The sequence below is a fragment of the Xanthomonas sp. 3058 genome, from assembly GCF_014199765.1.
Lineage (GTDB): Bacteria > Pseudomonadota > Gammaproteobacteria > Xanthomonadales > Xanthomonadaceae > Xanthomonas > Xanthomonas campestris_B.
On the sequence record NZ_JACHOF010000008.1, the window covers coordinates 1 to 21,496 of the forward strand.

32 protein-coding genes are annotated in these 21,496 nt (G+C 61.9%); 3 read left to right on the forward strand and 29 right to left on the reverse strand.

What is annotated here, in order from left to right:
• Window positions 1-150, forward strand: a 150-nt coding sequence (locus GGR61_RS11820) for an integrase core domain-containing protein (RefSeq protein ID WP_184621524.1), incomplete at its 5' end; no start/stop codon positions are given.
• Here the strand turns inward: GGR61_RS11820 and GGR61_RS11825 are convergent.
• The 8 genes from GGR61_RS11825 to GGR61_RS21155 all read right to left on the reverse strand — a co-directional run bounded on the left by GGR61_RS11825 (window position 147) and on the right by GGR61_RS21155 (window position 2,726).
• Window positions 147-782, reverse strand: coding sequence for a phosphoadenosine phosphosulfate reductase family protein (locus GGR61_RS11825; RefSeq protein ID WP_184621526.1), 636 nt, complete (start codon window positions 780-782; stop codon window positions 147-149). The genes GGR61_RS11820 and GGR61_RS11825 overlap by 4 nt on opposite strands.
• The gene (locus GGR61_RS11830; protein WP_184621528.1) at window positions 775-1,011 is read right to left on the reverse strand and encodes a hypothetical protein; all 237 of its coding nucleotides are present in this window, start codon (window positions 1,009-1,011) and stop codon (window positions 775-777) included. Before GGR61_RS11830 ends, GGR61_RS11825 begins: the two co-directional genes overlap by 8 nt.
• A complete protein-coding gene (locus tag GGR61_RS11835) occupies window positions 1,008-1,280 on the reverse strand; it encodes a hypothetical protein (RefSeq protein WP_184621529.1) in 273 nt (90 codons plus the stop codon). Before GGR61_RS11835 ends, GGR61_RS11830 begins: the two co-directional genes overlap by 4 nt.
• Window positions 1,273-1,455 carry a hypothetical protein gene (locus GGR61_RS11840; RefSeq protein ID WP_184621531.1) on the reverse strand — a complete coding sequence of 61 codons (183 nt, stop codon included), beginning with the start codon at window positions 1,453-1,455 and terminating at the stop codon, window positions 1,273-1,275. The genes GGR61_RS11835 and GGR61_RS11840 overlap by 8 nt, the downstream gene beginning before the upstream one ends.
• The gene (locus GGR61_RS11845; RefSeq protein ID WP_184621533.1) at window positions 1,448-1,873 is read right to left on the reverse strand and encodes a hypothetical protein; all 426 of its coding nucleotides are present in this window, start codon (window positions 1,871-1,873) and stop codon (window positions 1,448-1,450) included. The genes GGR61_RS11840 and GGR61_RS11845 overlap by 8 nt, the downstream gene beginning before the upstream one ends.
• 78 nt (window positions 1,874-1,951) lie before the next feature.
• Window positions 1,952-2,224 (reverse strand): hypothetical protein, encoded by a 273-nt coding sequence (locus GGR61_RS11850; protein ID WP_184621535.1) that lies wholly within the window; start codon window positions 2,222-2,224, stop codon window positions 1,952-1,954.
• Window positions 2,224-2,511 (reverse strand): hypothetical protein, encoded by a 288-nt coding sequence (locus GGR61_RS11855; RefSeq protein WP_184621537.1) that lies wholly within the window; start codon window positions 2,509-2,511, stop codon window positions 2,224-2,226. The genes GGR61_RS11850 and GGR61_RS11855 overlap by 1 nt, the downstream gene beginning before the upstream one ends.
• Window positions 2,508-2,726 (reverse strand): hypothetical protein, encoded by a 219-nt coding sequence (locus GGR61_RS21155; protein ID WP_260287719.1) that lies wholly within the window; start codon window positions 2,724-2,726, stop codon window positions 2,508-2,510. Before GGR61_RS21155 ends, GGR61_RS11855 begins: the two co-directional genes overlap by 4 nt.
• A 379-nt stretch (window positions 2,727-3,105) precedes the next feature.
• Between GGR61_RS21155 and GGR61_RS21160 the strand changes: the two genes are divergently transcribed.
• On the forward strand, window positions 3,106-3,834 hold the full coding sequence (locus tag GGR61_RS21160; protein ID WP_260287630.1) for a hypothetical protein: 729 nt from the start codon (window positions 3,106-3,108) through the stop codon (window positions 3,832-3,834).
• A 316-nt stretch (window positions 3,835-4,150) separates the two neighbouring features.
• On the opposite strand, the gene GGR61_RS11865 is transcribed toward GGR61_RS21160, so the two are convergent.
• From GGR61_RS11865 to GGR61_RS11885, 5 genes are read right to left on the reverse strand one after another with little or no spacing between them, the layout of a single operon-like run.
• The gene (locus GGR61_RS11865) at window positions 4,151-6,865 is read right to left on the reverse strand and encodes a toprim domain-containing protein (protein ID WP_184621541.1); all 2,715 of its coding nucleotides are present in this window, start codon (window positions 6,863-6,865) and stop codon (window positions 4,151-4,153) included.
• Between the two features lie 9 nt (window positions 6,866-6,874).
• On the reverse strand, window positions 6,875-7,087 hold the full coding sequence (locus GGR61_RS11870) for a hypothetical protein (RefSeq protein WP_184621543.1): 213 nt from the start codon (window positions 7,085-7,087) through the stop codon (window positions 6,875-6,877).
• Window positions 7,084-7,368, reverse strand: coding sequence for a hypothetical protein (locus GGR61_RS11875; protein ID WP_184621545.1), 285 nt, complete (start codon window positions 7,366-7,368; stop codon window positions 7,084-7,086). The genes GGR61_RS11870 and GGR61_RS11875 overlap by 4 nt, the downstream gene beginning before the upstream one ends.
• Window positions 7,369-7,378: 10 nt before the next feature.
• Complete coding sequence (locus tag GGR61_RS11880) at window positions 7,379-7,699, reverse strand: ogr/Delta-like zinc finger family protein (RefSeq protein WP_184621547.1); 321 nt, start codon at window positions 7,697-7,699, stop codon at window positions 7,379-7,381.
• A 17-nt stretch (window positions 7,700-7,716) separates the two neighbouring features.
• Window positions 7,717-7,959 (reverse strand): DNA-binding protein, encoded by a 243-nt coding sequence (locus tag GGR61_RS11885; RefSeq protein WP_184621549.1) that lies wholly within the window; start codon window positions 7,957-7,959, stop codon window positions 7,717-7,719.
• Window positions 7,960-8,029: 70 nt separating this feature from the next.
• On the opposite strand from GGR61_RS11885, the gene GGR61_RS11890 reads away from it, so the two are divergent.
• Entirely contained in the window at window positions 8,030-8,467 is a 438-nt protein-coding gene (locus GGR61_RS11890) for a helix-turn-helix domain-containing protein (RefSeq protein WP_184621551.1), read from the forward strand.
• A 273-nt stretch (window positions 8,468-8,740) separates the two neighbouring features.
• Here GGR61_RS11890 and GGR61_RS11895 read toward each other — a convergent pair whose 3' ends face one another.
• The 16 genes from GGR61_RS11895 to GGR61_RS11970 all read right to left on the reverse strand — a co-directional run bounded on the left by GGR61_RS11895 (window position 8,741) and on the right by GGR61_RS11970 (window position 21,470).
• Entirely contained in the window at window positions 8,741-9,847 is a 1,107-nt protein-coding gene (locus GGR61_RS11895; protein WP_184621553.1) for an N-acetylmuramoyl-L-alanine amidase, read from the reverse strand.
• Between the two features lie 26 nt (window positions 9,848-9,873).
• Window positions 9,874-10,323, reverse strand: a complete 450-nt coding sequence (locus GGR61_RS11900; RefSeq protein ID WP_184621555.1) for a hypothetical protein — start codon at window positions 10,321-10,323, stop codon at window positions 9,874-9,876.
• 136 nt (window positions 10,324-10,459) lie between these two features.
• Window positions 10,460-11,449 carry a phage late control D family protein gene (locus GGR61_RS11905; protein ID WP_184621557.1) on the reverse strand — a complete coding sequence of 330 codons (990 nt, stop codon included), beginning with the start codon at window positions 11,447-11,449 and terminating at the stop codon, window positions 10,460-10,462.
• Window positions 11,446-11,847, reverse strand: coding sequence for a phage tail protein (locus GGR61_RS11910; RefSeq protein WP_184621558.1), 402 nt, complete (start codon window positions 11,845-11,847; stop codon window positions 11,446-11,448). The genes GGR61_RS11905 and GGR61_RS11910 overlap by 4 nt, the downstream gene beginning before the upstream one ends.
• 12 nt (window positions 11,848-11,859) lie before the next feature.
• Window positions 11,860-14,730, reverse strand: a complete 2,871-nt coding sequence (locus GGR61_RS11915) for a phage tail tape measure protein (RefSeq protein ID WP_184621560.1) — start codon at window positions 14,728-14,730, stop codon at window positions 11,860-11,862.
• 29 nt (window positions 14,731-14,759) lie between these two features.
• Window positions 14,760-14,873, reverse strand: coding sequence for a GpE family phage tail protein (locus GGR61_RS11920; RefSeq protein ID WP_005922203.1), 114 nt, complete (start codon window positions 14,871-14,873; stop codon window positions 14,760-14,762).
• Between the two features lie 8 nt (window positions 14,874-14,881).
• Entirely contained in the window at window positions 14,882-15,184 is a 303-nt protein-coding gene (locus tag GGR61_RS11925) for a phage tail assembly protein (RefSeq protein ID WP_184621562.1), read from the reverse strand.
• A gap of 45 nt (window positions 15,185-15,229) precedes the next feature.
• A complete protein-coding gene (locus GGR61_RS11930; RefSeq protein ID WP_184621564.1) occupies window positions 15,230-15,739 on the reverse strand; it encodes a phage major tail tube protein in 510 nt (169 codons plus the stop codon).
• A 30-nt stretch (window positions 15,740-15,769) separates the two neighbouring features.
• Window positions 15,770-16,936, reverse strand: coding sequence for a phage tail sheath protein (locus tag GGR61_RS11935; protein ID WP_184621566.1), 1,167 nt, complete (start codon window positions 16,934-16,936; stop codon window positions 15,770-15,772).
• Window positions 16,937-16,947: 11 nt separating this feature from the next.
• Entirely contained in the window at window positions 16,948-17,307 is a 360-nt protein-coding gene (locus tag GGR61_RS11940; protein ID WP_184621568.1) for a GPW/gp25 family protein, read from the reverse strand.
• Window positions 17,304-17,846: a phage baseplate assembly protein V gene (locus GGR61_RS11945; protein ID WP_184621570.1), complete on the reverse strand. Its 543-nt coding sequence runs from the start codon at window positions 17,844-17,846 to the stop codon at window positions 17,304-17,306. Before GGR61_RS11945 ends, GGR61_RS11940 begins: the two co-directional genes overlap by 4 nt.
• Before the next feature lie 98 nt (window positions 17,847-17,944).
• Window positions 17,945-18,223 carry a hypothetical protein gene (locus tag GGR61_RS11950; RefSeq protein ID WP_184621572.1) on the reverse strand — a complete coding sequence of 93 codons (279 nt, stop codon included), beginning with the start codon at window positions 18,221-18,223 and terminating at the stop codon, window positions 17,945-17,947.
• 3 nt (window positions 18,224-18,226) lie between these two features.
• Window positions 18,227-18,565: a hypothetical protein gene (locus tag GGR61_RS11955; RefSeq protein ID WP_326520629.1), complete on the reverse strand. Its 339-nt coding sequence runs from the start codon at window positions 18,563-18,565 to the stop codon at window positions 18,227-18,229.
• Window positions 18,566-18,644: 79 nt separating this feature from the next.
• Window positions 18,645-20,030: a hypothetical protein gene (locus GGR61_RS11960; RefSeq protein ID WP_184621576.1), complete on the reverse strand. Its 1,386-nt coding sequence runs from the start codon at window positions 20,028-20,030 to the stop codon at window positions 18,645-18,647.
• 11 nt (window positions 20,031-20,041) lie between these two features.
• A complete protein-coding gene (locus GGR61_RS11965) occupies window positions 20,042-20,587 on the reverse strand; it encodes a phage tail protein I (protein WP_184621578.1) in 546 nt (181 codons plus the stop codon).
• The gene (locus GGR61_RS11970; protein WP_184621580.1) at window positions 20,580-21,470 is read right to left on the reverse strand and encodes a baseplate J/gp47 family protein; all 891 of its coding nucleotides are present in this window, start codon (window positions 21,468-21,470) and stop codon (window positions 20,580-20,582) included. Before GGR61_RS11970 ends, GGR61_RS11965 begins: the two co-directional genes overlap by 8 nt.
• Between the last annotated feature and the right edge of the window lie 26 nt (window positions 21,471-21,496).

The following is a 21,496-nucleotide window of genomic DNA, read 5'->3' on the forward strand; positions in this document are numbered from 1 at the left end:
TTCCCGACACTGCTGCACGCGCGCACCGAGATCGAACGCTGGCGACGCGAATACAACGAGGACCGCCCCAAGAAAGCAATCGGCGGCATGACACCAGCTGCTTATGCCCAACATCTGGCCAACACCGATATCATTACCCCCGGACTCTAAACCAAGCCGCTACTCAGGGCGGGGGGATGTCGCATGGCCCACACGTCCGCAACCTTCCAGTCGAAGATGGGCCGCCAAACCATGGATCCCGATTCGTGGTGATTGAATCGAGGCTGACGCGCACGGCGATCACTTTCCTCCGCGCGAATTCCTAGCCACTGAAGCACCGGCCCACTCCGAAGCATTGGGCCTACGATTTGCAGAGTGATCGGCAATACTTTCAGTTCCTCAGTGCAAAACTGCGACTGGCTTGCTGGAAAGCGCTGCTTGACCATGCAGAGGTCAAGGAAGGGGAAGCCAGAAGGCTTCAGCAAAGCTGCAGCACGCTGAACGATGTCATCTGGCATACCGTGCTTGGGCCAAGACTGCAGCACGTAGGCGCGCCGATGCTCCAGTTCGGCGGAAAAGTCTGCGCGAACCACCTCGATGGTGGGTCCGCCTGTGCGATGCGCCAACGAATGCACGAAGTCGTAGGTCAGCGGATGCTCGTTGCCGGTGTCGGCAAACACCGCGCGGAACCGTCGGCCTGACTCGATCGCCTTCAGGTAGGTGGCGGTACTGTCCTTGCCGCCGCTGACGTTTACGAGGTGCTGAGTTTGTCTGAAAAACCCCTGGTCAATGGACTTAGCCATGGTTGGCCTCCTTATCGCTCAAGATGGTCCGCTCCGCTTCGCGCAAGTGCTGCAATGTGTCGGTGTCGATCCGGTCCAGCGCCTCGGCGATGGTGTAGTCCATCTCGGCCAGCCAATCGGCACGATTCAGCACCAGAGCGGCGGTCAGCGCCTCCCCGGTGGACAAGGGGCCAGGCCTTCCCATACGCGCGGCGGCGCGAGCAACCTCGATCGTGCGCCGCAGGTTCATGGCTGCGTCCTCCATGCGGCGCCGAGCTGGGCGCGTGCTTCCTCGACACGCATGAGGCGCAAGCCCCAGCGCACCGACCAGGTGCGGGCCTGCTGCTCGTTGCAGGTCAGCATCAGTTGCCCGGAGGACTCCAAGCGATCAGCGCGGGACGGGAACAATATTTCGTCCAGTTCGATGACCTCCTGCAGGCCGAGTTTCTGACAGAGAGCCTCGGCGTTGAGAGATTTGGCGCTGCCTTGCGGGCCGAGAAGGATGACGGACTCAGCCATGTGCAGCCTCCCGCCGCACAGCCATGCGAGTACGGCGCCGCAGGCGCTGTGGCACCTGTCCAACGGCCAGGCCGGTCTGGGTGAGGCGCGGGCGGCGCGACGTCCACAGCTTGTAGACAAGCGCGCCGCCGGCGGTCGGCGCCAGGACCATCGCCAGAGTGAGCAACTCAACCATTGGCCACCTCCTGTGCGGCCTGTGCGACTGCTGCAGCTGCAGCCGCAGTCGGTCTGCGCGGCAGCATGTTGGCCAGGTCAAAGGGGAAGTCCAGGCCGTCCATGAACTCGGCCAACTCCGTGCTGATGCGGTCTTCCGCCGTCGTCCACAGGCGAGGCCCTTCGATGAGTTTCCAGCCGGTGCCGGTGCCGCTCCGCCGCTCCCAGGACTGGCGAGCCTCACGAAGCGGCCCCATGTTCAGGGTGGCAGTGACCACGACCGCACCATGCGTGACGTGCATGGTGATGGTCGCCGAGCAGTCGCCCATGGTGCGTTCGTAGCCGGCGACGGCCGGCGTGGTAGCCTCCGCGCCGGGTCCGGTGTCCAAAGCCAGTGGATGTGCTGCTGTGGCTGGACGTGTTCCAGTTTGCTGTTGCATATCGACTCTCCTGAGTTGCGTTGGTGGAGGGCCTTGGGGCGGTGTGACAGCACCGCCCGCCGGCCCGCTGTTGCGGGGTTAGATCAGGTCGGCGCCGGATGGCGGAATGCTGGGGTCAGGCTCACGCAGGCGCTGCGCGCCATTGAGAACTTCGAGCAGTTCGTGGCGGATGTATTCGGCCACTGCCGCCGGTCCGTCGTGATTGATGCCTGCCTCGATCGCGATATCGTTGGTTAGTGCGGCCAGCAACGCGGCCGCGTGGTACGCGCGCCAGAGGCGGTATTGCTCTTCTTCGTTGATCGAGAAATCAGCGTCCGCCGGCAACTGTGCGTTCGGGTGAGCGGCGTCCATCAGGCCACCTCCAATGCAGGCATGCGTTCGATCACCCATTTCTGCAGCGCGGCGGCCTCGGCTTCCGGCATCACCACGTGCAGTGAGCCGATGACCAGGCCAGTGCCGTCATCGACGGGGAACACCTCGGTCGGCTTCTCGATCGCGCTGCAGGCGAACATGACCGGTGGGCGGTCATGCAGACCGTCCGCATACAGTTCGGCCAGCACGTCGGTCGGCCGGATCTGCAGGAGCAGGTAGACGCCGGGCGCCACGCGCAGCGCCTTGTGCAGGTCGCGGCGGCTCACTGGCGCACCTCGGCCAGGTCGGCATTGATGCTGGAAATGGCGGCCTCAACGTCGGCCAGGGTCAGTGCCTCGGGCGCCTTGCCGGCCGCCTGCAGCTTCGCTTGCAGGGCGAGCCAGGCGGTGTGGTTCCAGTCGAGGGTGTCGGCGATCAATCCGAAGAAATGGGCGATCTGACGCGCGGCGTTTGCCGGCGCTTCTTGAGCGTCGTAGGACATGCAGGATTCCTTTTGTGTTTTGGAATCCGCCACCCAGACGCCAATCAGGGTGGCGGACGGTACGCGGTTGGCGTGCCGGCCAAAAGGGAACCGGTGGGCCTTGCGGCCCCCGCGCACCGCCCGCCATAAAGCTGGCTGGCATGCACCCGCGACGATGCGGGCAACAAAAAAGCGCCATGCATCGGTCGATGGGCGCTGGTGCGCCTTTTGATTCGGGACGCCAATCCCGGTCGCCGAATGTGCGGCGACAACTCCATGCTCACTCGAGATGCCAGCACTGTCAATGGAAATTTTGGGATTTTTTGGGAATTTATGTATTGCCGGGGCAATGGCGGGGCCGTCACAATCCAGCACTTCACGGAAACCACGGAGGGAACGCATGGAAGGCTTGTTTGTTCTTGGCGCATTCGCGCTGGCGTGGTTTGCGGCGGCTCGCTTCGGCAGAGCGCGCGGCTGGGGCCGGATACAAAGGCACGGTTTGGGCTTGGTCGCTGGATTTATGGCGACAGCCGTCGTTGGGGCGGTGCTCGGACCAGTACCTAACACTGCTGTGACGGAGACTGCTTCAATCGCGCCCAAACCTGCGGTATCCGATACAGCCTCCGTCGCTCCCAACCCGTCAAACGAAAAGCCGAACGACGTGGACACGTCCACGAGTCCAACGCTCGGGCTGACCTTGGACGAATACGTGCAGAACTTTAATGTACAGGCATCCAGGCTCTCGCTCGCTGATCGTGCGAATCCGGATATCCAGTCGGGGGCTGTCAATGACGTCGCCACGTTGCAACTCGCTCCCAGCCGCTTCATCACGGTTTCGTTGTCGAAGGGAACGAAGGACGTGCAAGGGGTTTCATTTATTGGAATTCCAGACGGCAGCCATGAGACCACCGCGCAGATTATTTTGGCCTCTGGAATTGCAGTGCATGCTGCGTTCGGCAGTTCTCCCGACGTCGATGTTGCGGACGTCTTGGGCAAGATGCTCACCGGGCTTAAACCCAATGATGGGGAGAAAACTGCAGTAATTGCGGGCAAAGAAGTCAGCGCCCGCATGTCGGATGTTCTAGGGCTGTCAACTGGCGTCGCACCTGCAGTTTCCAAGCACCGTTGAGCTTCAGTTTTCTCCATGCTTTGCCGCATCCACATGGCGTAGGCGTACACAAGTGGCTTCGCCACAAAAGTACCGCCGCCGCGACCTTCCGTACTCTTCACGGCTTCAAACTGACCAGATATGGTCAGTTTGTTGTTTGCCGTCGTGGATCGGGCATCCACCTCGTTGATCAGCTCTTGGGTCTGTTGATTTCTGATCCAGCGCGCAGGTCGATGGCGATCCTCACCACCTGCAGCATCATGCAGGTCATTCAAGCAGTAGCGCCCAGCGGTATCCCTCCGGATCTGCAGGTTGGCAACGATCAGTGCGGATCCAGTCATTTGGCGAACACCCAGCACTTAACGGTGGTACCGACACCGGTCAGGTCGTCCTTGAGGACAGCGCTGTTGACGGCCACGTTCGCGCCGATGAACTTGTGCCGGCGCGAGTCGCTGAGCAGCGCACGCAGCACCTTGAGATCGGGCACGGCTTGGCTGAACTGCGAGGCCCGTGCCGCGAAGTGGTTGAGGTTGATCGCAATGCGCTGCGCGTCGCGGCTGTGGTTGACGACGGCTTTGCCGTGGCCGGTGGCCTCGAGGTACTCGTAGACCTCCCAAAATTCGTTGACCATCGCGTGGTCCGCGCTGATCGCCTTCTGTCGTTCCAGCGCCATGTCCAACAACGCGAGCCGTGTCTGCTCGACCATGTCGTCAGGCAGAGCGACAACCAGTCGCAGACAGTCGAACAGCGCCAGCATCTGCGCATGGTTTTTGATGACGCGTTCAAGGCGCAGATCCTGCTGCGCGCGTAGCTTGGCCTCGAATACCTTCACCCGCTCGGCGAACAGGTCGAGGATGGCCCGCTCCTGCCGGATGGCACGCACGAGGAAATGGCTGACCTCTTCGACCTGCAGCGCATTGAGGTTGTCGGCCGCGATGCGGCTGTCGGTCGTAACCTGCGGCCTCTTGAAGTGCAGCTTCACGATGCGCGTGAGGATCGCCTCGCTGGCGTCCACTGCGGCGTTCTGGGTGATCACGATCGTGCCGCGAAACGGCGGCTCGTAGGTCTCGTTGCCGCCGTTGCGCACGCCGCGGGTTGCCAGGGTGCCGCCACCGAAGAAGTCCTTCAGTTCATCCCACTCGAACGTCTTGGAGTGCGCTTTGTCTGGCTCGCTGCGGTCGGCCTCCAGCAGGACGACGGGCATGCCGGACACCTGGCCCATGGCGCGGGCACGGCCGGCCTTGGACGACTTTGCCGGGTCGAAGCCCTCGTAGTCCGATCGGCCCAGCAGCTTCCACAGGAATGTCAGCAGCGTGGTCTTGCCGGCGCCGGCCTCACCTGTGGCTTCAAGGAACGGAAAGCTCTTGTGCCCGGCTCGGATCTGCTCAGCGAACAACGAGCCAAACCAGAACGTCATGGCCACCATGCCGTGCGTGCCGAAGCACTGCCACAGCCATGGCAGCCAATCCACGCGGAACGCCTCGGCGTCGCGCTGGATCTCCAATCGGATGGATTTCTGCGTGGTCTTCAAACGCAGCTTGTCGAACTCGAAGTAGTCCTCCTCGTTGGCCGTCACGAGCTCGCCGTCGCGCACGGCCATATCACCGAGCAGGTAAGCGCGGTGTTCCTTGCTGTAGCCCACGAAGTCGATGGCATCGACCGTCTTGATTGCCTCGGTCTGCTCCTCGATCAGACGGTCCAACTGGTGGCCGGTACCGGTGAACATGGCGCCGGCCGCCAGGGAGATCAGGCGCTTCTTGAACTCGGACGCGCTGGAGACATGACCACCGGTAAAGGTGCCCTTTACGCTGGGGCCATCGTGCGGAAAATCGACCCGGAAGTAGTACCAGCTTTCGTCGGTGACCTCTTGGCGTTGGAAATACAGCGCCTCGGGGTAGCAGTTGGCGATTTTCTGGACGGAGCAGGCGGCGCGCTTGATCTTCTTCAGATCCTCGGCCGCAACCTCGTCGCCGTCGCCGTCGCCGTCGCCGTCGTCGGCATCGATATCGCCCAGTTTCTCCTTGCGCAGCTTGTCGAAACGCTGTGTGTCGAAATCGAACCAGTACAGACGGGAGCGATACTCCAGCCAGAAGTCATTGCGGCCGTCGTGCTCGAACATCAGCAGGCCTTTGTCTACCGCCGAGCGGGCCACGAGCAGGTCGCCCTGGTAGCGGGCTTCCTTGACGTCGTTATCCCACTGCTTGGGATCGTCCGACGCGATAGCGCGCAGATGCAGGTCGTTCCAGTCGGTTTTCTTGCCGTCGCGCTGGACAATCTGCGCGGCCCGCGAATTGAAGCCGAGCGCCGCTGCACGCTTGATGTGCTTGTGCGTGTACGCGCGGGCACCCGGCTCGTTATCCAGTGCCCACACGAGCGTCGGAAGATCGGCCATGCGGGCCTTGGCAAGCTCGCGCAGTGATTCTTCTGGGAACGCGTTGGAGGACATGGCTGACACCGCGCACATGCCGTGCTGCATGCATGCGATGGCATCGAAGATGCCCTCAACGATCCACACTTCGCGCGTGGTCTGCATCGCGGTCAGCGCGGCCGGTGCCGCCCACCACACACCCGCATAGCTCTGGCCCGGCGCGAAGCGCGCCTTTTGCTTTCCGAACCGATGGGGGCGGTCGATCAGGCGCTCCCACCAGCCGCCCTTGACCAGTGGAAAGCGCACGGTCGCAGTACCGGCGCTGATCTTGCGATCGTAGTGACTGTCCTGGGTGTAAAGACCTTTCAGCGGCGCCAGGTCGAACCCACGCGAGAACTGCAGGTATGCATCGGCCGCAGCATTGGGAGCCGCAGCAGTCGGCTGGAAACGCTTGGACCAGTCGTCGAACAGGTCGTCGTACACGTCCTTAACGTGTAGCTCTCTCCCGCACTTGGATTGTCGGCCGCACTTCACGACCCACGGTTTGATGTGGTTGGTGTAGAGCTCTTTCTTGCCGCACGAAGGGCACTTGCCGCCGCGCATGTACTCGGTACCGCTCCGGTGCTTGAGTCCGTAATCCCGTTCGAGCCGGGACAGCACCTGTTGCCGCAGATCCTCTTGCATCGAGCTTCCTTAGATGCCGGCCCGGCGCCAAGGCGCGAGCGGAGTTGGGGCGTTGTCGATCACGACATACGCACCGCCGGCACGACGGTGCGCGTCAACGGCGGCAGCGAGCAGGCGTGCCTCTTCGTGCTTGGCGTGCGGCGCGACGCGCTGCGGCACATTGCTGGCCGCATCCACGAATCGTGGCTCCTGTGCGGTGAACCAGCTGCTGGCGTGTGTCACGATCTGACCTCCCCAGTTGCGGGTTGCAGATGGAACAGGACGACGGCGGCATCGGTCAGCGTCACGAGTCGCTCATCCACGCTGTCGGCCGCGACAAATCCTTCGCGCATGAGTGCGAGTACCACAACAGCACCGAAGCGTTGATCTGTCTCTGTCTCTGGCGCTGCCGTGCGGCCGATGTAGCCGTGCTCGGTCTTCACCAGGCCGCCGTGAATGAGGGCAACTTCCAGGCAGAGCTTCGCCGTGGGCGGCAATGCCGCCCAATCAATGGTCTTTCGCATTACGGGTGCCTCAGAGGTGAGGGAAGAGCGGCTCGCCGCCTACGGGAATCAGATCCATCTGGCGGTCGCCAAGCGACTCGCGGTACGCCTGCAAAGCCTGGGCGCGCTGAAGCGCCGGTGTTGGTGGAAGCTCGCTGTGCGACGTGGGCACGCCGCTGGGGCTGGCAATACCGGTCAACTCAGAATGGCCGGTATAAGTCGCCCCACACATCGGGTTTTCGCAGACATATGAGTCATGTCTCAAAAATTTATGCGCGAGGAAGCTGGTGCGTTTGATGAGCCTCCCCGTGCATGCCTCACAACGAAAGACAATTTTTTTTCGGCCGAACATGCTGACCCCCTTGAGCTTTAGGCGGTTGGGATTTTTGTGGCACTATTGGGCAGTGCCTTGAGCCCCAATGCGATTGCCGCTTTATGGGACTCCCCGTATTTGCCTTGAGATCGGCCGCGAAGCAGGTCATGTACGACCGACCGCTTCACCCCGTTCTGTCGCGCAAACGCAGAGACCGTGATGCCATTCGCCTCAAGCCACTGTCGCGCCTGTTCTGGGCTGCGGGGAGTGAACTGCTGCGTTTGGCTCTTACGGGGCATGTGGCGGTTCCGTTTACTTTTGGGAATTCTGTGGACTTAACTCAACATTGTCAAGTAAGGGAATGCCTGTATGACGGTAGGGAAACGCCTGAAGGATGAGCGCAAGCGGTTGGGCCTGACGCAGGACGAGATGGCCACCCAATTGGGTGTCTCGCGCTATGCGCAGTTGAACTTCGAGAAGGACATCAACCTGCCGGGCGGAGCGTATCTGCTCGCTGCACTGGATCGCGGCGTGGATGTTTTGTATGTGCTGTCAGGACAACGGGCGCAATTGGATCTCACCGATGTTCGTTTGCTGTCTGCGTTCAAGGGCGCGCCACAGGCTGCTCGCAACGCAGCACTTGCTGCGTTGGGCTTGGTGACGGAGGCCTCAGCTCAACAAACAAGTGCTAGCCCAACGTTGTCGTTCAACAACAGCGAAATTGGCTCGGTGATTTCTACAACTGCATCGATCGACCAAAGCAATATGCAGATTGTTGTTGGTGGGCGCAAAAAAAAGAGCAAGTGATCAGCATCGCGATTGGACAGCTACTCGTGGGGAATTGGCCGTTATCGGCTATACCTGACTGAACTGTAGAGCTTGCTGTGTAGCAAAAAAAAGCCGCCAGCTTGTGACTGGCGGCTTCTTTTTTTGGGTGTCGGCGCGTAGCTCCATGCGATCGAGTTGCCGTCGTCCTGACAGCGCGAGATGACCAGACATCCAGGTCAAGGATGACGCAATTCCTAAATTTGGTATGTAGGAAAAGTCCTCGTCACCGTGACGGCGCAGAGCCAGGCTGACTTAGGAGGCTGTTATCCCGATAGACCCATTCGCCATTTCGGGAGATGCCGTCTTTGACTTAGGCGGTACACAACTATAGGTTTGGTTGACTGGAGCTGTTTTCACTCCATCGGCGTCCTCAAGCCAGCGCTTATATACGAACGTTCCGGCAGTGCTTTTACCAGTGCAGCTGATTTGGAAAGTAAGTGGAGAACTGACTACAGTCGCAGTGCGGGTGCCTCCGGAGCAACTCCAGCCGCTGTGGCAACTAACAACTTCGAAATACATTTTAACCGGGAATGCCGGGTTGCCTGAGTAGTTAATTTTGTAGTCAAAGGGCGTACCAATTGGCCCCGAGACAGTTGGAATTGAATCAATCTTGAAGGGGATGCACTCCTTCCCCTCTTTATACAGCTTGAGACCTTTCGCCATTCCCTTACTAGCCAATGTCCTAAATTTCGTGTTCTGCAAGGCTATGGCATCTGCTGCATTGGTGTGGAATCCGACTTCAATGATGGTAGACGGGAACTCGGCTAATCGATTCTCTCCCTTGTCTTCTCCTCGCGGAGCAGTGTCGACGTCCCATTGTGCATAAGTTTCGTCAGAATTTATAATCTCCTTCATGGAGCAAAGGACTTTAGAGGTTAGATCCTTGCTTTTTTCAGTAAAGGGATGTTTGAGTTGGTAGAAGCCGGTGGTGCCTCTAACAGTGGCTGTACTGGACCCGTTCGTATGTATATGTAAGCCATAACTTGCCTTCAAGTAATTTCCGTACAGTGGACGTGCACGAATATCCTCGTTTTTCTCTCGCTCTATACTCGTCTTGTCGTTTGGGATTGATGCCCAGATTTTTTGCTGCTCTGGCAGCAAGCCCATCAGGTAATACTTTGCGGAAACCTCCCACCAAGGCTTTCCCGAAGGCGTATGTATCGCTGTTGACTCAGATCGAGTTAATGCAGTATTTATCTGAGCTCCATTGGCAGTAAGAGCATTGTTTACCGCTGTGGCATACGCTGGAGTGGTCGTGTCTTCGAGCATTCCATTGGCGGGGTCGCGTTGATAGCTCCACTCGGATTTTGTTCCGATGTGTTTAATGTACAAGCCATGTCCGGCAGACAATAAAAGCATGGGTAAGGGATCTTCAGTGGGGCCAACTAGATCACTTTTTTTTTTACAACTGCAGGTTCAGGGTGATAGAAGTAGATATCCTTCCCACCATACGTGCACTCGTACTCGGAGACGCTTACTTCCCCACGGAGCAACTGGCGGGCAGTAGTTGCGAACTCACTGCACTGGTCTTCAGATGCAGCCCCAGCTGTTTCAGGAACAGCATTCTTGCCAAGCTCAATTGTGAGTTTGCTCTCAGTCGCGGATAAGTGAGCTGAAACATCAAATTTGCGTTGGCCCGGCAGCTTAGAGGCTTTGCTCGCTTCCGACCGCAGTTGCTTTGTCACTGAATCTTCAATGGCACTTCGATCTATAGCGGACAGACTAGTTGCGGCAATTCCGTCGCTATTTTGCTGAGCCGCATTTGCGTATGAAGCCATGAACAGGCTGGCTGCTATGGCAAGTGTGGATGCACTCAATTCCAATGTAAATTTCATTCTCATACTCCTTGAGAAATTCCCTAATAGACCCTGGCTGGTGCTTAAAATTTTGCACTAGTCAGGCCTCGGATCCACCCCATCCCGAGCATATCCGAGGTGATATTTCTTGTCCATCGCAGTGCCAAAGAGGGTGCTAGGGTTGGATGTTTGCCTCAAGGGCCAGTGAAGTAGTGAAGCCGCTATTGCCCATAGTATGCGTTGCCCTAGCGATCAACCATTGCTGCAAATCGATTTCTGATTTGAAGCCGATGAGCTTTAGGCTTTGCTCTGGCGATACGTCCGCCCTCCCTAAAGCAAGCGTGTAGTCGAACTTCGCCGTTCCACGTTTAACGCGCTCCAGTTCTGCATGCGCATGCTGGCGTGCCGTTGCCTCATCGGCATAGGACTCGCGCAGGCGCTTTGCATTGTCGCCATTGCCCACCAACACCGACTGCCGCCGCGCCTTGCCTTTGTCCACCCAGTACGCGCGCACGCCGGTGTAGGCATCGCGGTCGGCCACGGAGTAGCGATGCTGATCACCGTCGCGGCGCGTCAGGGTGACAGTCGGCAGCGGCTTGCCGGTCGCCGTGGTGCCGGCGCCGATCGGCGCAAAGACCAACGCACCTCCCTTCACCGTTGCCACCGCATCAAAGCGCTGCCCCAAGCGGGTGAGCAGATTCATGTCGCTCTCGTTGGCCTGGTCGAGATGGGGCAGCTTGGTGCGCGCAAGCGCCTCGGCCACGCGCGGCGTCAGCCCATGCTCGCCGGCGAGCGTGTTGAGCACTGTACCCAGCGTGGTGTTGTGCCAGCTACGCTCGCGCCGCGTGCGCATATCGGCGGTGAGATCAGCACTACGCGCACGCACGGTGATGATGTCCGGTGCACCGCTGTACTCCACCTCGTCCACGATGAACGTGCCTTTGTCGACCAGGCCGGTGTCTTTCCAGCCCAGCGCCACGGCCAGGCGCACGCCGCGTTTGGGCAGCGCCATCTTGCCGTCGTGATCGTGGATGCGCAGATCTAGCTGGTCAGCTTCACCGCTGCGGCATTCGGTAAGGGTGAGATCGAGCAGGCGCGGCGCAATGCGTTCGGTGAGGTCGGTGCCATCGAGCACCACGCGCCATTGTGGGACTGGGTAACTCATGCGGCGGTCGTCTCCGGCGTGATGTCATCTGTGCGGCGTAGGCTCAGCTGGAACTCGATCCGGCGCGGCGTGCCGTCCTCGAAGAACAGCGACGCCGTCTCGTTGATGGAAAGCAGTAGATACGGTCCATAGACCACGCCAGCGCCATCCACCAGCGGCAGCGGCTCACCATCGGCCGCGAGCTCGCGCAGCGTGTCCAGCGACGCACGCGTACCGGTGAGCTCGGGCGCAATCAAGCCAGACAGGTCGATGGTGTCATCGCCCGGGCCCAGGAATTGGCTGGCCGCTCGCGCGCCGACGCGATCGCTGGTGGCGTGGCGCCAACTCATCTGCCGCTGTAGCTGCAGATACGCGGCGCTATCGAGGGCAAACACAAACGTGCCGTAGGACATCATCATCGGGGTGGATCCTCAGTCGTCGCGCAGGCTGGAGCGGCGGGTGGCCGCTGTGCGCCGGTCGCGCTCTTCGATCTGGCGGGCGACTTCGCGCGCCAGTGCGGTGGCGTCCATGCCCGGTGCGGCATGGACGTGGATGACGTAGCTGTTGCCGCCTGCAGGTGCGCTGGCGGCGCGCTGAGGGGCCGACAACGGTGCCCGGCTGTCGATCGCCGCCACGGGCGCTGTGGCCGTCGCCAGGGCCAGGCCGGCACCCACGGCACGCATCCGGTTGCCAAGCGCCATGACGGCCTGCACAGGCGCGCCCTGGCCGCGCTGCAGGCCCACGGTGAGGCCCTGCATGGTGAAGTCGCCCAGCTGGGCAAACACGCGCGAGGGACTGTGGATGCCCAGCAGGCCCTTGAAGCGATCGACCACACCGGTGCCGACGCTGGCGATCGCGTTGCTGGCGGCGCCGAGCTTGGAGCGAATGCCCTGGACAAGGCCGCTGATCATGTCCGCGCCGGCCTGCAGCATCCGAGCCGGCCAGTTGGCCAGCTGCAGGTTGATGCCGGCCCACAGCTGCAGCAACCCCTGGCGGATGCGATCGCCGTTGCCGGTGAACACGCCCACGATCAGCGACCACGTGCCCTGGACGGTTTGCCACACGCCGCCGAGGATCTGCTTGATCACCGGCAGCACGAACACAAACGCCTGCACCAGCCAGCCGATCGCCTTGACGGCCAGCTGCAGCTGGGTGACCAGCACCGCGCCAATGATCTGTCCGAAGCCGCGACCGGCCTGAGTTGCACCGTGCAACTGGGCGGTGGTGGCCTCGAACGGCGTCAGCAGCTGCTTGACCCACGCCCAGGCCTGGCCCATCGCAGCGGCCACGGTGTCCCACACCGGCGCCAGTGGCGCGAGCGCGGCCTTCAGCTCGGCGAGGACCGGCGCGGCCACATCGACGATGCCCTGCCACACGCCGATGGCAAAGGCCTTGATCGGCCCCCAGTACTTCCATACCAGCAGCGCCACCGCAGCGACGGCCGCACCAATCGCCAGCACCGGCAGGCTGACGCCGCCGAGCAGCGGCAGCAGCAGGCGCGCGCCATTGGCGAGCATGGGCAGCACGCGGCCGCCGAACGCCAGCCCCTGACGCAGTAGCGCACCAAAGCCGCCACCGCCCGACAGCAGCGCCACAACGCCGTGGATCTGCGAGAACGCCATCGCGGCGACGCCGCCGGCCACCAGCAGCCCGCCCAGGATCGTGACCAGCGCGGCGCCAGCGATCGCCGTCTTGGCGATCGCACCCACCAGCACCGGATTGGCGCGGATCCACGTCGTGACCTGGCCGACCACCGCAGCCGTGCGCTCGGTCAGTTGCTTGAACTGCGGCAGCAGTGCCTGGCCGATCGATTGCGACACCACCACGGCGGTGTTTTTCAGCAGCTGCAGCGAGTTAGCCGAGGTGGCCACCCGCGATGCGTACTCGGCCGACATCGAGCCGCCATAGCGCTGTGCGTCGGCCACCTTGGCGAAGTTGCCCTGCAGCAGCTCCAGATTGGTCAGCAGTGGTGCGATCGCACCGATCGACTCGCGCCCGAACAGCTGCGTCATCGTTGCGGCCTGCTCGGCCTTGGGCAGTGCGCGCAGCTTCTGCAGCACCGACATGATCGCCCCGCCTGCGTCCTTCTGCATGAGCTGGGCCATGGTCTTGGCCTTGATGCCCAGCTTTTCGAAGGCCCCGCGCTGGCTCTTGGTGGCCGAATCGCCCGAGGCCAGGGTGAGCAGCATGTTCTTGATGCCGGTGGCCGAGACTTCCGACTCGATGCCCATGCCGGCGACGGTGGCGCCCAGCGCTGCCAGTGGCCCGCTCTGCAGGCCGGCGACCTCGCCCAGGGCACCAATGCGGTTTACCACCGCGCTGATCTTGTTGACGCCGGCCGGGCCGGTGTTGCCTAGGTAGTTGATCTTGTCGGCCAGTACGACGACTTCTTCCTGGCCCATGCGGAATGCGGTGCGCCAGGTGGCCATGGTCTGGCCGGCTTCTTCGGCGCTGCTGTCGAAGGCCACGCCCATCTTGGCCGCGTCCTCGGCAAAGCGGACCAGCTCCTGGCGCGGGATGGCGGCCTGGCCGGCAGCCGCCACGATCTTGGCAATCTCGGCCGGCAGCATGGGCAGGCGCATGGAGAGGTTCTCGACATCGCGGCCCATCTGCAAGAACTGCTGCGGGGTCTTGAAGTCCACGACCTTGCGCACGTCCGCCATGGCCGACTCGAACTCCATCGCATCGCTGATCGGCAGCGCAGTGGCACCCAGTGCGCGCTGGCCGGCGAATGCCATGCCGGCGCCGTAGGCGCTCGCCTGCAGGCCGGCGCTCTGGATGCGGGCGCTGCGCCGTTGCGCGGTATCGATCGCCACCAAGCGCTGCTGCTGGGCGCGCATTGCCGTGTTCGTACTCTCGATCTCAGTTCGTAGGCGGCGTTCGTGTGTGACCAGCTCGCGCGTGCTGATCCCGGCCGTTTCCAAACGACCACGCAGGCGCTGCAAGCCTGCCTCTTGCGCGCCATGTGCGGTCTTGAGTTCGCGTGCGGTACGCACGGCACGCTCGAACTCGGCATTCATGGCGGCGGTGGGCGTGCTGGTGGCCTTGATCTGCTGGGCAAGCGTACGCACGGATTGTCGCTGCGCATCGAGCGCGGCCTTGGCACGCTGTGCCAGCGCGACCTGTTCGCGATACGCGCCGATGTCGCGGTGCTGGCTGTTGAGCTGCCGCAGTGCGTCGCGCTGATTGCGCAGTGCGGTGGCAACGCCGCGGCTACCGCTCAACACGCGCCGGAACGGGCCGGTGGCGCGGTCGACGGCGGCCAGGATGACCTGCAGGCGCAGATTGTCGGAGGCCGCCATTTAGGCGGCCTCGTTCGTGGGGTGGTGCATCATTCGGCTCCGCTTCGCAGGCGGGCACGCTCGCGCCACGCCGTGAGTTCGTGCAGCGACCAGCCGTCCATTTCAGACGGCGGCCAGTGGAAGATGGCCGCGATGTCGGCCATCGCATCCTCTACGCAGTCGGGAAATCTGCTTCCCTCTGTGCCTTCGGCAAGAAAAAAACCTGCACCTCCTGGCCTACCGCCAGCAGGTCGGCCGGATCCATCGCATTGACGTCGGCGGTGGTCAGCGTGGGCGAGGAAATGCGCGGCAGCAGTATTGCCAGCGCGGTGACATCCAGCTGCAGCACGTCGGTCAGCTTGAGCCCGCGCAGTTCGCCGGCGCCGGGCTTGCGCACCTTGAGGTCGGTGATGGTCTGCTCGCCACGCGTGACGGGCTGGTCGAGGGGAATGGCTGGGGAAAAGGTCGGGGTCATCGGAAGGTCTCAGGTCGGAGGCCCGGCGGCACCGGGCCGAAAGGGTCAGGCGCCGATGGCGCGGCGCTGGGCGGCGAGCAGATCGACGCCGTCGACGATCTCGATCATGTTCACGAAATCGATCTCCATCACGGTGGCCCCGTTCATGGTCAGCTTGTAGTAGCTGGCCGAGGTCTTGACCGAAAATTCGGTGTCATCGCCGGCCTTGGCGGTGCCCGGATCGATCTCGCTGTGACGGCCGCGCACGACAATCTCAACCGCATCGACTGCGCCGCTGTCATCGCGCTGGTAGGCGCCGGCAAAACGCAGCTGCACCGCATTGTGGGTGATTGCACCGTACTGGTTCAGCACGCTGCGCATCAGGCCGCCGCACTTCCATTCGAGCTCGATCTTCTCCTGGCCGAAATCGATATCGACCGGGCCGCTCATGCCGCCGCCGCGATATTCCTCCATCTTGCGTTTCAGTGTCGGCAGCTTCACTTCTACAACCTGGCCGAGATAGCTCTCACCGTCGTTGAACAGGTTGAGCGCTTTGAGTTTCTTGGGCAAAGCCATGGGGTTCTCCGGGAATCTAAGGTGGCTGCGTTACGCGTTGACGCGCTCGGCGAAGTCGGCCAGGTAGCTGGTGGTGATCTTCTGGTACAGCTGCAGGTTCTCCAGCGGCGGCACCGGCGTGTAGTCGTAGTCGATGCGCAGCGCGCCATCGGCCAACGTGGTGGCGCTGTTGACTGTGCCGTCGTACCAGGCCTTGGCATCGATCAGATAGCCGGACGCCTTCAGGTCGCGGAACTTGGCATTGATGGTTTCGATCAGGTCTTTCACCAGCGAGGGATGCATCGGCTTGTCGACGTAGAACGCCACGCCTTCAGCGATGGTGTCGGCCAGGATCTGCGCGGTACGCGTGGCTGTCTCGAAGGCGAACATGGTGTCCTCCGCGCACGTGCGCGACCCCCAGAAGCGTTGCCCATTGAAGGTCACCAGCGTGGTGATGTCGGCCTCGTTGAGGATGCCTGCATCGGTGGCCGGATCCTGCAGATCCCAATGCACATCTTTCGAGATGCCGGTGACGCCCGCCACGGGCACGTTGGACAGGCTCTTGTGCCAGCCCTGTTCGGTGTCGATCTTGGCGCGCAGGCCGAGCGCACGCGCAGTGGCATACGCCGCCTTCGTGGTGCTGGTTGCGGTGTCGAAGGCCAGGAAGTCCGGCCAGATCAGCACCAACTCGCGGTCGCTGAACAGGCCTCGATAGGTGACGGCCTCGGCGACGTTGTCGGCGACCGGGCGCAGGTAGGCCATCGCACGCAGCTTCTTGGCGATCGTCGCCAATGCCTTGGCCACTGGTAGCGTGTCCAGACCCGGCGCCCCCAGGATACGCGGGCGCACGCCCAGCTGTGCTTGCGCGGCGAGCAGCGCATACAGGCCGGTGTAGCCGCTGGACTTTGCCTCACCAATGACATTGGCCGAGGTCTTGGCCGCATCTGCGTCCTCGGCCACACGCACGACGATGGTCACCGGGTTGGTCTGATCGGCGATGCCCTGCAGCGTGGCGCGCAAAGTGCCCTGGGTGCCGGCGCTGGCAACTGCACCGAGCACATCGGTGATCAGCACCGCCTTGTTGAGCGGGAAGATGGTCTCGTCCGCATCGGCGGCCGTGGCGACCAGGCCGACGACAGCAGTGGAGACAGTGCGGATGGTGCGCGTGCCCGCGCTGACTTCGATGACGCGAACGCCGTGGTGGTAGGTAGTGGACATAGGTTCCTCGATCAGGAATAACGGAAGCGGAGCGGGATGGTCATGCGCGAGCGCGCATTGGCGGGGGCAATGTCGGTGCGGTCGCCTTCGATGGTCAGCACGAAGCTGCCAGGCGTATCGCCGATGACCAAGGCGACCCGGGTCAGGCGCAGGCGCGGCTCCCAGCGCATCAACGCGGTGGCGGTGGCGCCGTAGAGCAGTGTGCGGGTGGCGCCGTTGAACGGCTGGTCGATCAGCTCGGGCAGCAGCGAGCCGAAGTCGCGGCGCTGCTCGCGCGTGCCGATGGGCGTGGTGAGGATGCAGGCGATCGATTGGGCCAGGTGCTGCTCGCCCTCGATCACACGGCCGGTGTTGGCATCGATGCCGATCACTGCGGGCCGCCGCTGAGCGCGCTGCCGGCGGTCACGCCGGTGGTCTTATGGTTCTTGAGGCTGATCCCGCCGCCGAGTACATCGGTGGTTGCCGTCGCGGTACCGGTGATGGTGGCATCACCATTGAGCATCGTCTCGCCGTTGACGGTCAGCGGGCCGTTGAGCGTGATGCCGCCATCGGCGGTGATGGATGCCGTACCGCCGCTGGGTAGCGTGGCCTGCAGCGCATGTGCCTCGTTGTCGTAATGGATCAGCGCGCCATCGGGGAAGCGCAGCACGTGGAGCGTGTCGTACGCGGCAGGCGCTGCGAATTGGTCGGAGTACAGGCCCCGTAGCACCACGCCATCGGCCAGGTCGCCAGCCGGCGACAGCACCACGACTTGTTCGCCGATAGACGGCGCCGACCAGATGATGGTGGTGCCGGCCAGGGTGACCAACCAAGGCAGATAGTCGGTCAGCATTTCGCCGACCTGCACGCGGCATCGCGCGGTGGCGAGATTCACCTCGGCGATGGTGCCGAGGCGAATCAGATTAGACATATTGCGAGCGTGATCTGGGGTGGGCATGTCTTCATCGTCGTCGCGCGCGCACACCACTGCACTGTGATCGCGCTGTCGTGCCTTGTCTTACAAACGAATTAGGCTCGCGCGGTTTGACGCCGATCGTCCACGAACTGTTCATTCGGATAGGCGGCGCTCCCCTTTTGCGCCCACAGATTGGATAGATCTGTTCCAGAGGAATTTCGCAGGTTCACGTCGGCACCCTTCGTGCCATAGGCCATCGGTGCGTAGCGGGCGGCAAGGTCGACGCCATCCCTGGTGCGGAACCCAGTCGCTGCAGGCTGTGTGCCTTGCACGTAGGGATCGAACAGTTCGTCCAGATCTTCCCCTGCCGAGTTGCGGTAGCCGCTGGACATGGGCTACTCCGAGCTGGACACAGAGGCATCAACTTGCGATGCCGCAAAGTTTGCCTGCGCGGCCGAATCAGCAGCTGCACGCTCGTTGTGAAGTGTGTCGTACACGGCCTTGAGGTAAATAACGACGCCCGCTGCACTGACGTTAGAGAGATCCTGTCCAGTGATAGGGTCCAGCAGGCCAAGAGCGAAATTCCGCCTGGCGATCGCGGCAGTGGTGGTGCTGAGTGGCTCGCGGCCCTCTAGCATTTTGTCGACGGTGCCGTTGACGATGAGGAACTCCATTCCTTGGAAGACGACGTTTGCGACTCCCGCAATTGGGTCGTAAAAGAAGTGAGATTCCACAGCGATGCGCTCGGCGTCGACGTTGGGCGCGATCGCGCGAATGCGGGAGTTCGGATTCATCGGCTTTTTCCTGTGTATTTTAGTGATGCAGTGCGGAGACGGTACGCTGCAGGTCGGTGACTTTAGTGGAGAGCTGCGCAATGGCATTCACCAGGACGGGCAACATCTGCTCAATCTTGATTGCCGGAACGTTCTCGCCGTTGAAATGGGCACCCTCCATGTCCACGGCCTCTGGGATCAACTCAGCCAACTGCTCCGCAACCATAAAAAGGCGCTTTCGGCCATCTTGGTTGTATTCCGGCCTATAACGGCCGATGGCTGTTTTGATTCGCTCAACCTCCGCGAGGCCATATGGTAGAGGACCTTCAGTATTCTTCAGCTTTTTCGACGATCCAAAATCGAAGCCTCCTGGCGCCGCCACTGAGCCTGTACGGCTAATGCTCATCGTCCGCGAGGGTCCAACCGCCTTAGATTCACGTGAATAAAAGATGTGCCCACCGGTTCCGTTTCCATAATTGTTTACATATTCATTGCATCCGTACCCATTTTCAGTGGCGAACGAATTCCAGAAAAATTGGAAGCCGACTGATGACGAGAGCATCTCCATGCTTTTTCCGTAAACCTGATTCTCTGCGTAAAGCGCTGGCACCCGAAGATCGCCTGTCATCGTGTCGCCGTCCTTAGCAACGTTCTCGGGGTGGCTATGATCCGCCGGCGGAAAGGTCTCGGGGACGCCGGTATGGTTCTCCCATGCGAGGTAGTATTCACCATGTTTACCGTCAAGCATGTCAGCGTCCAGGCCTTTGCCATGACCCACATCCTTGAGGGCGGCGCCCTTGAGTTCCAACTCGGTGCGAAATAGTGCAGCCGTCCCCAGGGCCAGTAGCTTCTTGGTGTACGCGGTTGGGGCTCCCTCGCCCAGACGCGTATCAAGCACCTTTTTCAGCAACCACGAGGTGATCGCCCTTAACTTGTCGGTACCGGCCTTCCCCTCAGACTCATCTGCCAGTTCTACGATGCCAGGGGTAGCGGTTGTCGCCGCCGGAACGATGAAGTTGGTTGCGCCGAAGGTGATCTGCTGTACGTCGATATCTGCGAAAATGGCATCCACCGCAAGCAGCATCATCGCGGCGGCGGATTTTCCGAGCAACAGGGTTGGCTGGCTGTAGACAGCAAAAAGGGTGCCGTCGGATAGATAGAACCCGAAGCCATAACATTCGTAAACAGCAGTCGAGTCGTCGCGGATCGACACATGAATGGTGTCATTGGCCGTGACCGTACCACCGATTCCGTCACCGTCAATGCGCTTGATCTCGTTTGGCAGCTCGGTGAGTGAGGCCGAGACGGCGAAGGGTGCGTTGGCGATGCCAGCGTAGCTGACCAGCAGCTCGTTGGTGCCGGTGTTGGGCGGGTTGACCAGCGCAGCGCGGCCGGCGTTTGTAACTTGGAGCTTCAGTCCAGGCATGGGAATTCCAGTTATTCGGCATCCACAAGCAGGCGGCAATAGACGGCCACTCGTGCGACAGCTAGCACGCCAATACGTGCCTCTGCTTGGAAGCCTTGGGTAAATGTGAAATGGGATCGGACTGGCTTGGTGCGTTCGACCTCTGCGATGACTTCCTCGACGAACCGGGCGCTGGCACTCTGTCCATCGGCACCGGTCAGCGTCAGCGCCAGCTCGAAGGTGTGCGGCTGGCCGCGCGGCTCCTGCTGCCACCACTCGCGGATGGCCACTGCGCCGCCAAACGACTCGACCACCATCCGCACGCTGTTGGCGGTGCCCTTGCGGCGTTGGATCGCCATGGCGCTGCGCAGGCGCGAGCGCTTGACCGCATCGCTCCAGTCAGCCTTCCAGTCATCGACAGATAGCGTCCACGCCAGCCACGGCAGATGGCCTGCGGGGCACGTGTCCGGATTCCACAGGTCTGGATACGGCAGCGGGATCGCCTCCAGGCGCTCGGTGACGGCGGCCAGGGCGCGTTCCATCGGCGTGGCATTGGGCGGCAGCGGGGAATTACTCATCGATGCCGGCGTGCACGATGTCGATCGCGATGCAGTAAGCGGCCTGCGTGCGGCTGATCCGGATGTCGGCGGCAGGCGAGTCCAGCTCAACACGCTGCACGCCATCGACAAACAACTTTGCCTTGATGGCTGACTCGGGGACGTCGCGGCCGATGCGGTGTGCCTCAGCAAGATAGGCCAGCAAGCTGCGCATCGCCTCGCGCATGACCACCGTCGAGTCGGGGCCAGCGTAGGTGTAGACGCGCCCACGAATGGCGTACAGGACGATCTGAGCGCTTTGGACATCTACCTCGTCGGTCAAGGGGCGCACATCGGCATCAGTGAGGACGGCGGCTACTTCGTCGAGCAGTTCCTGCGGCGCGGTGCCATCACCGGTGCGCGACTGCACGGTGACCAGTACTTGCCCAGGCGCGGGGCTGGTCGCGCTGGCGTCCATGACATCGGCTGACGCGCTCAACGCGTGATAGATGTAAGCGCCCTCGGGGCCAGCAACACTGAAGCCCTCCGGCGCCAGCTGGATCCGGCGGCGGAAGTCCACGTCTGACTCGTAGGTCGGTGCAACGCCGTTCTCCGGTTGGCCCGGATCGAGCACCAGACGCGCAACGCCGAATAGCGCGCCGAGGTGATCGAGGTTGGTGCCGATGGCGAAAGCCAGCATCGTCTGCTGAGCCTTGTCGTTGGCGCGTTGGCGAATCAGTAGCTCGCGGGCCGCAAATAGTTGCAGGATCTTGTAGACCGGGTCGGATTCGGTGAGCGCAGAGAACTCAGGCATCAGCCTGCGGAATTGCTCAAGCGCATCGGAAAAAATCGTCTCGAAGTCCAGCGCCTCAATCAGGTCTGGAGCTTGAAGTTTCGAGAGATCTACCGCAGTGAAGGAGGCCATTTCGCGAGCAGATATGAAGACGCGTA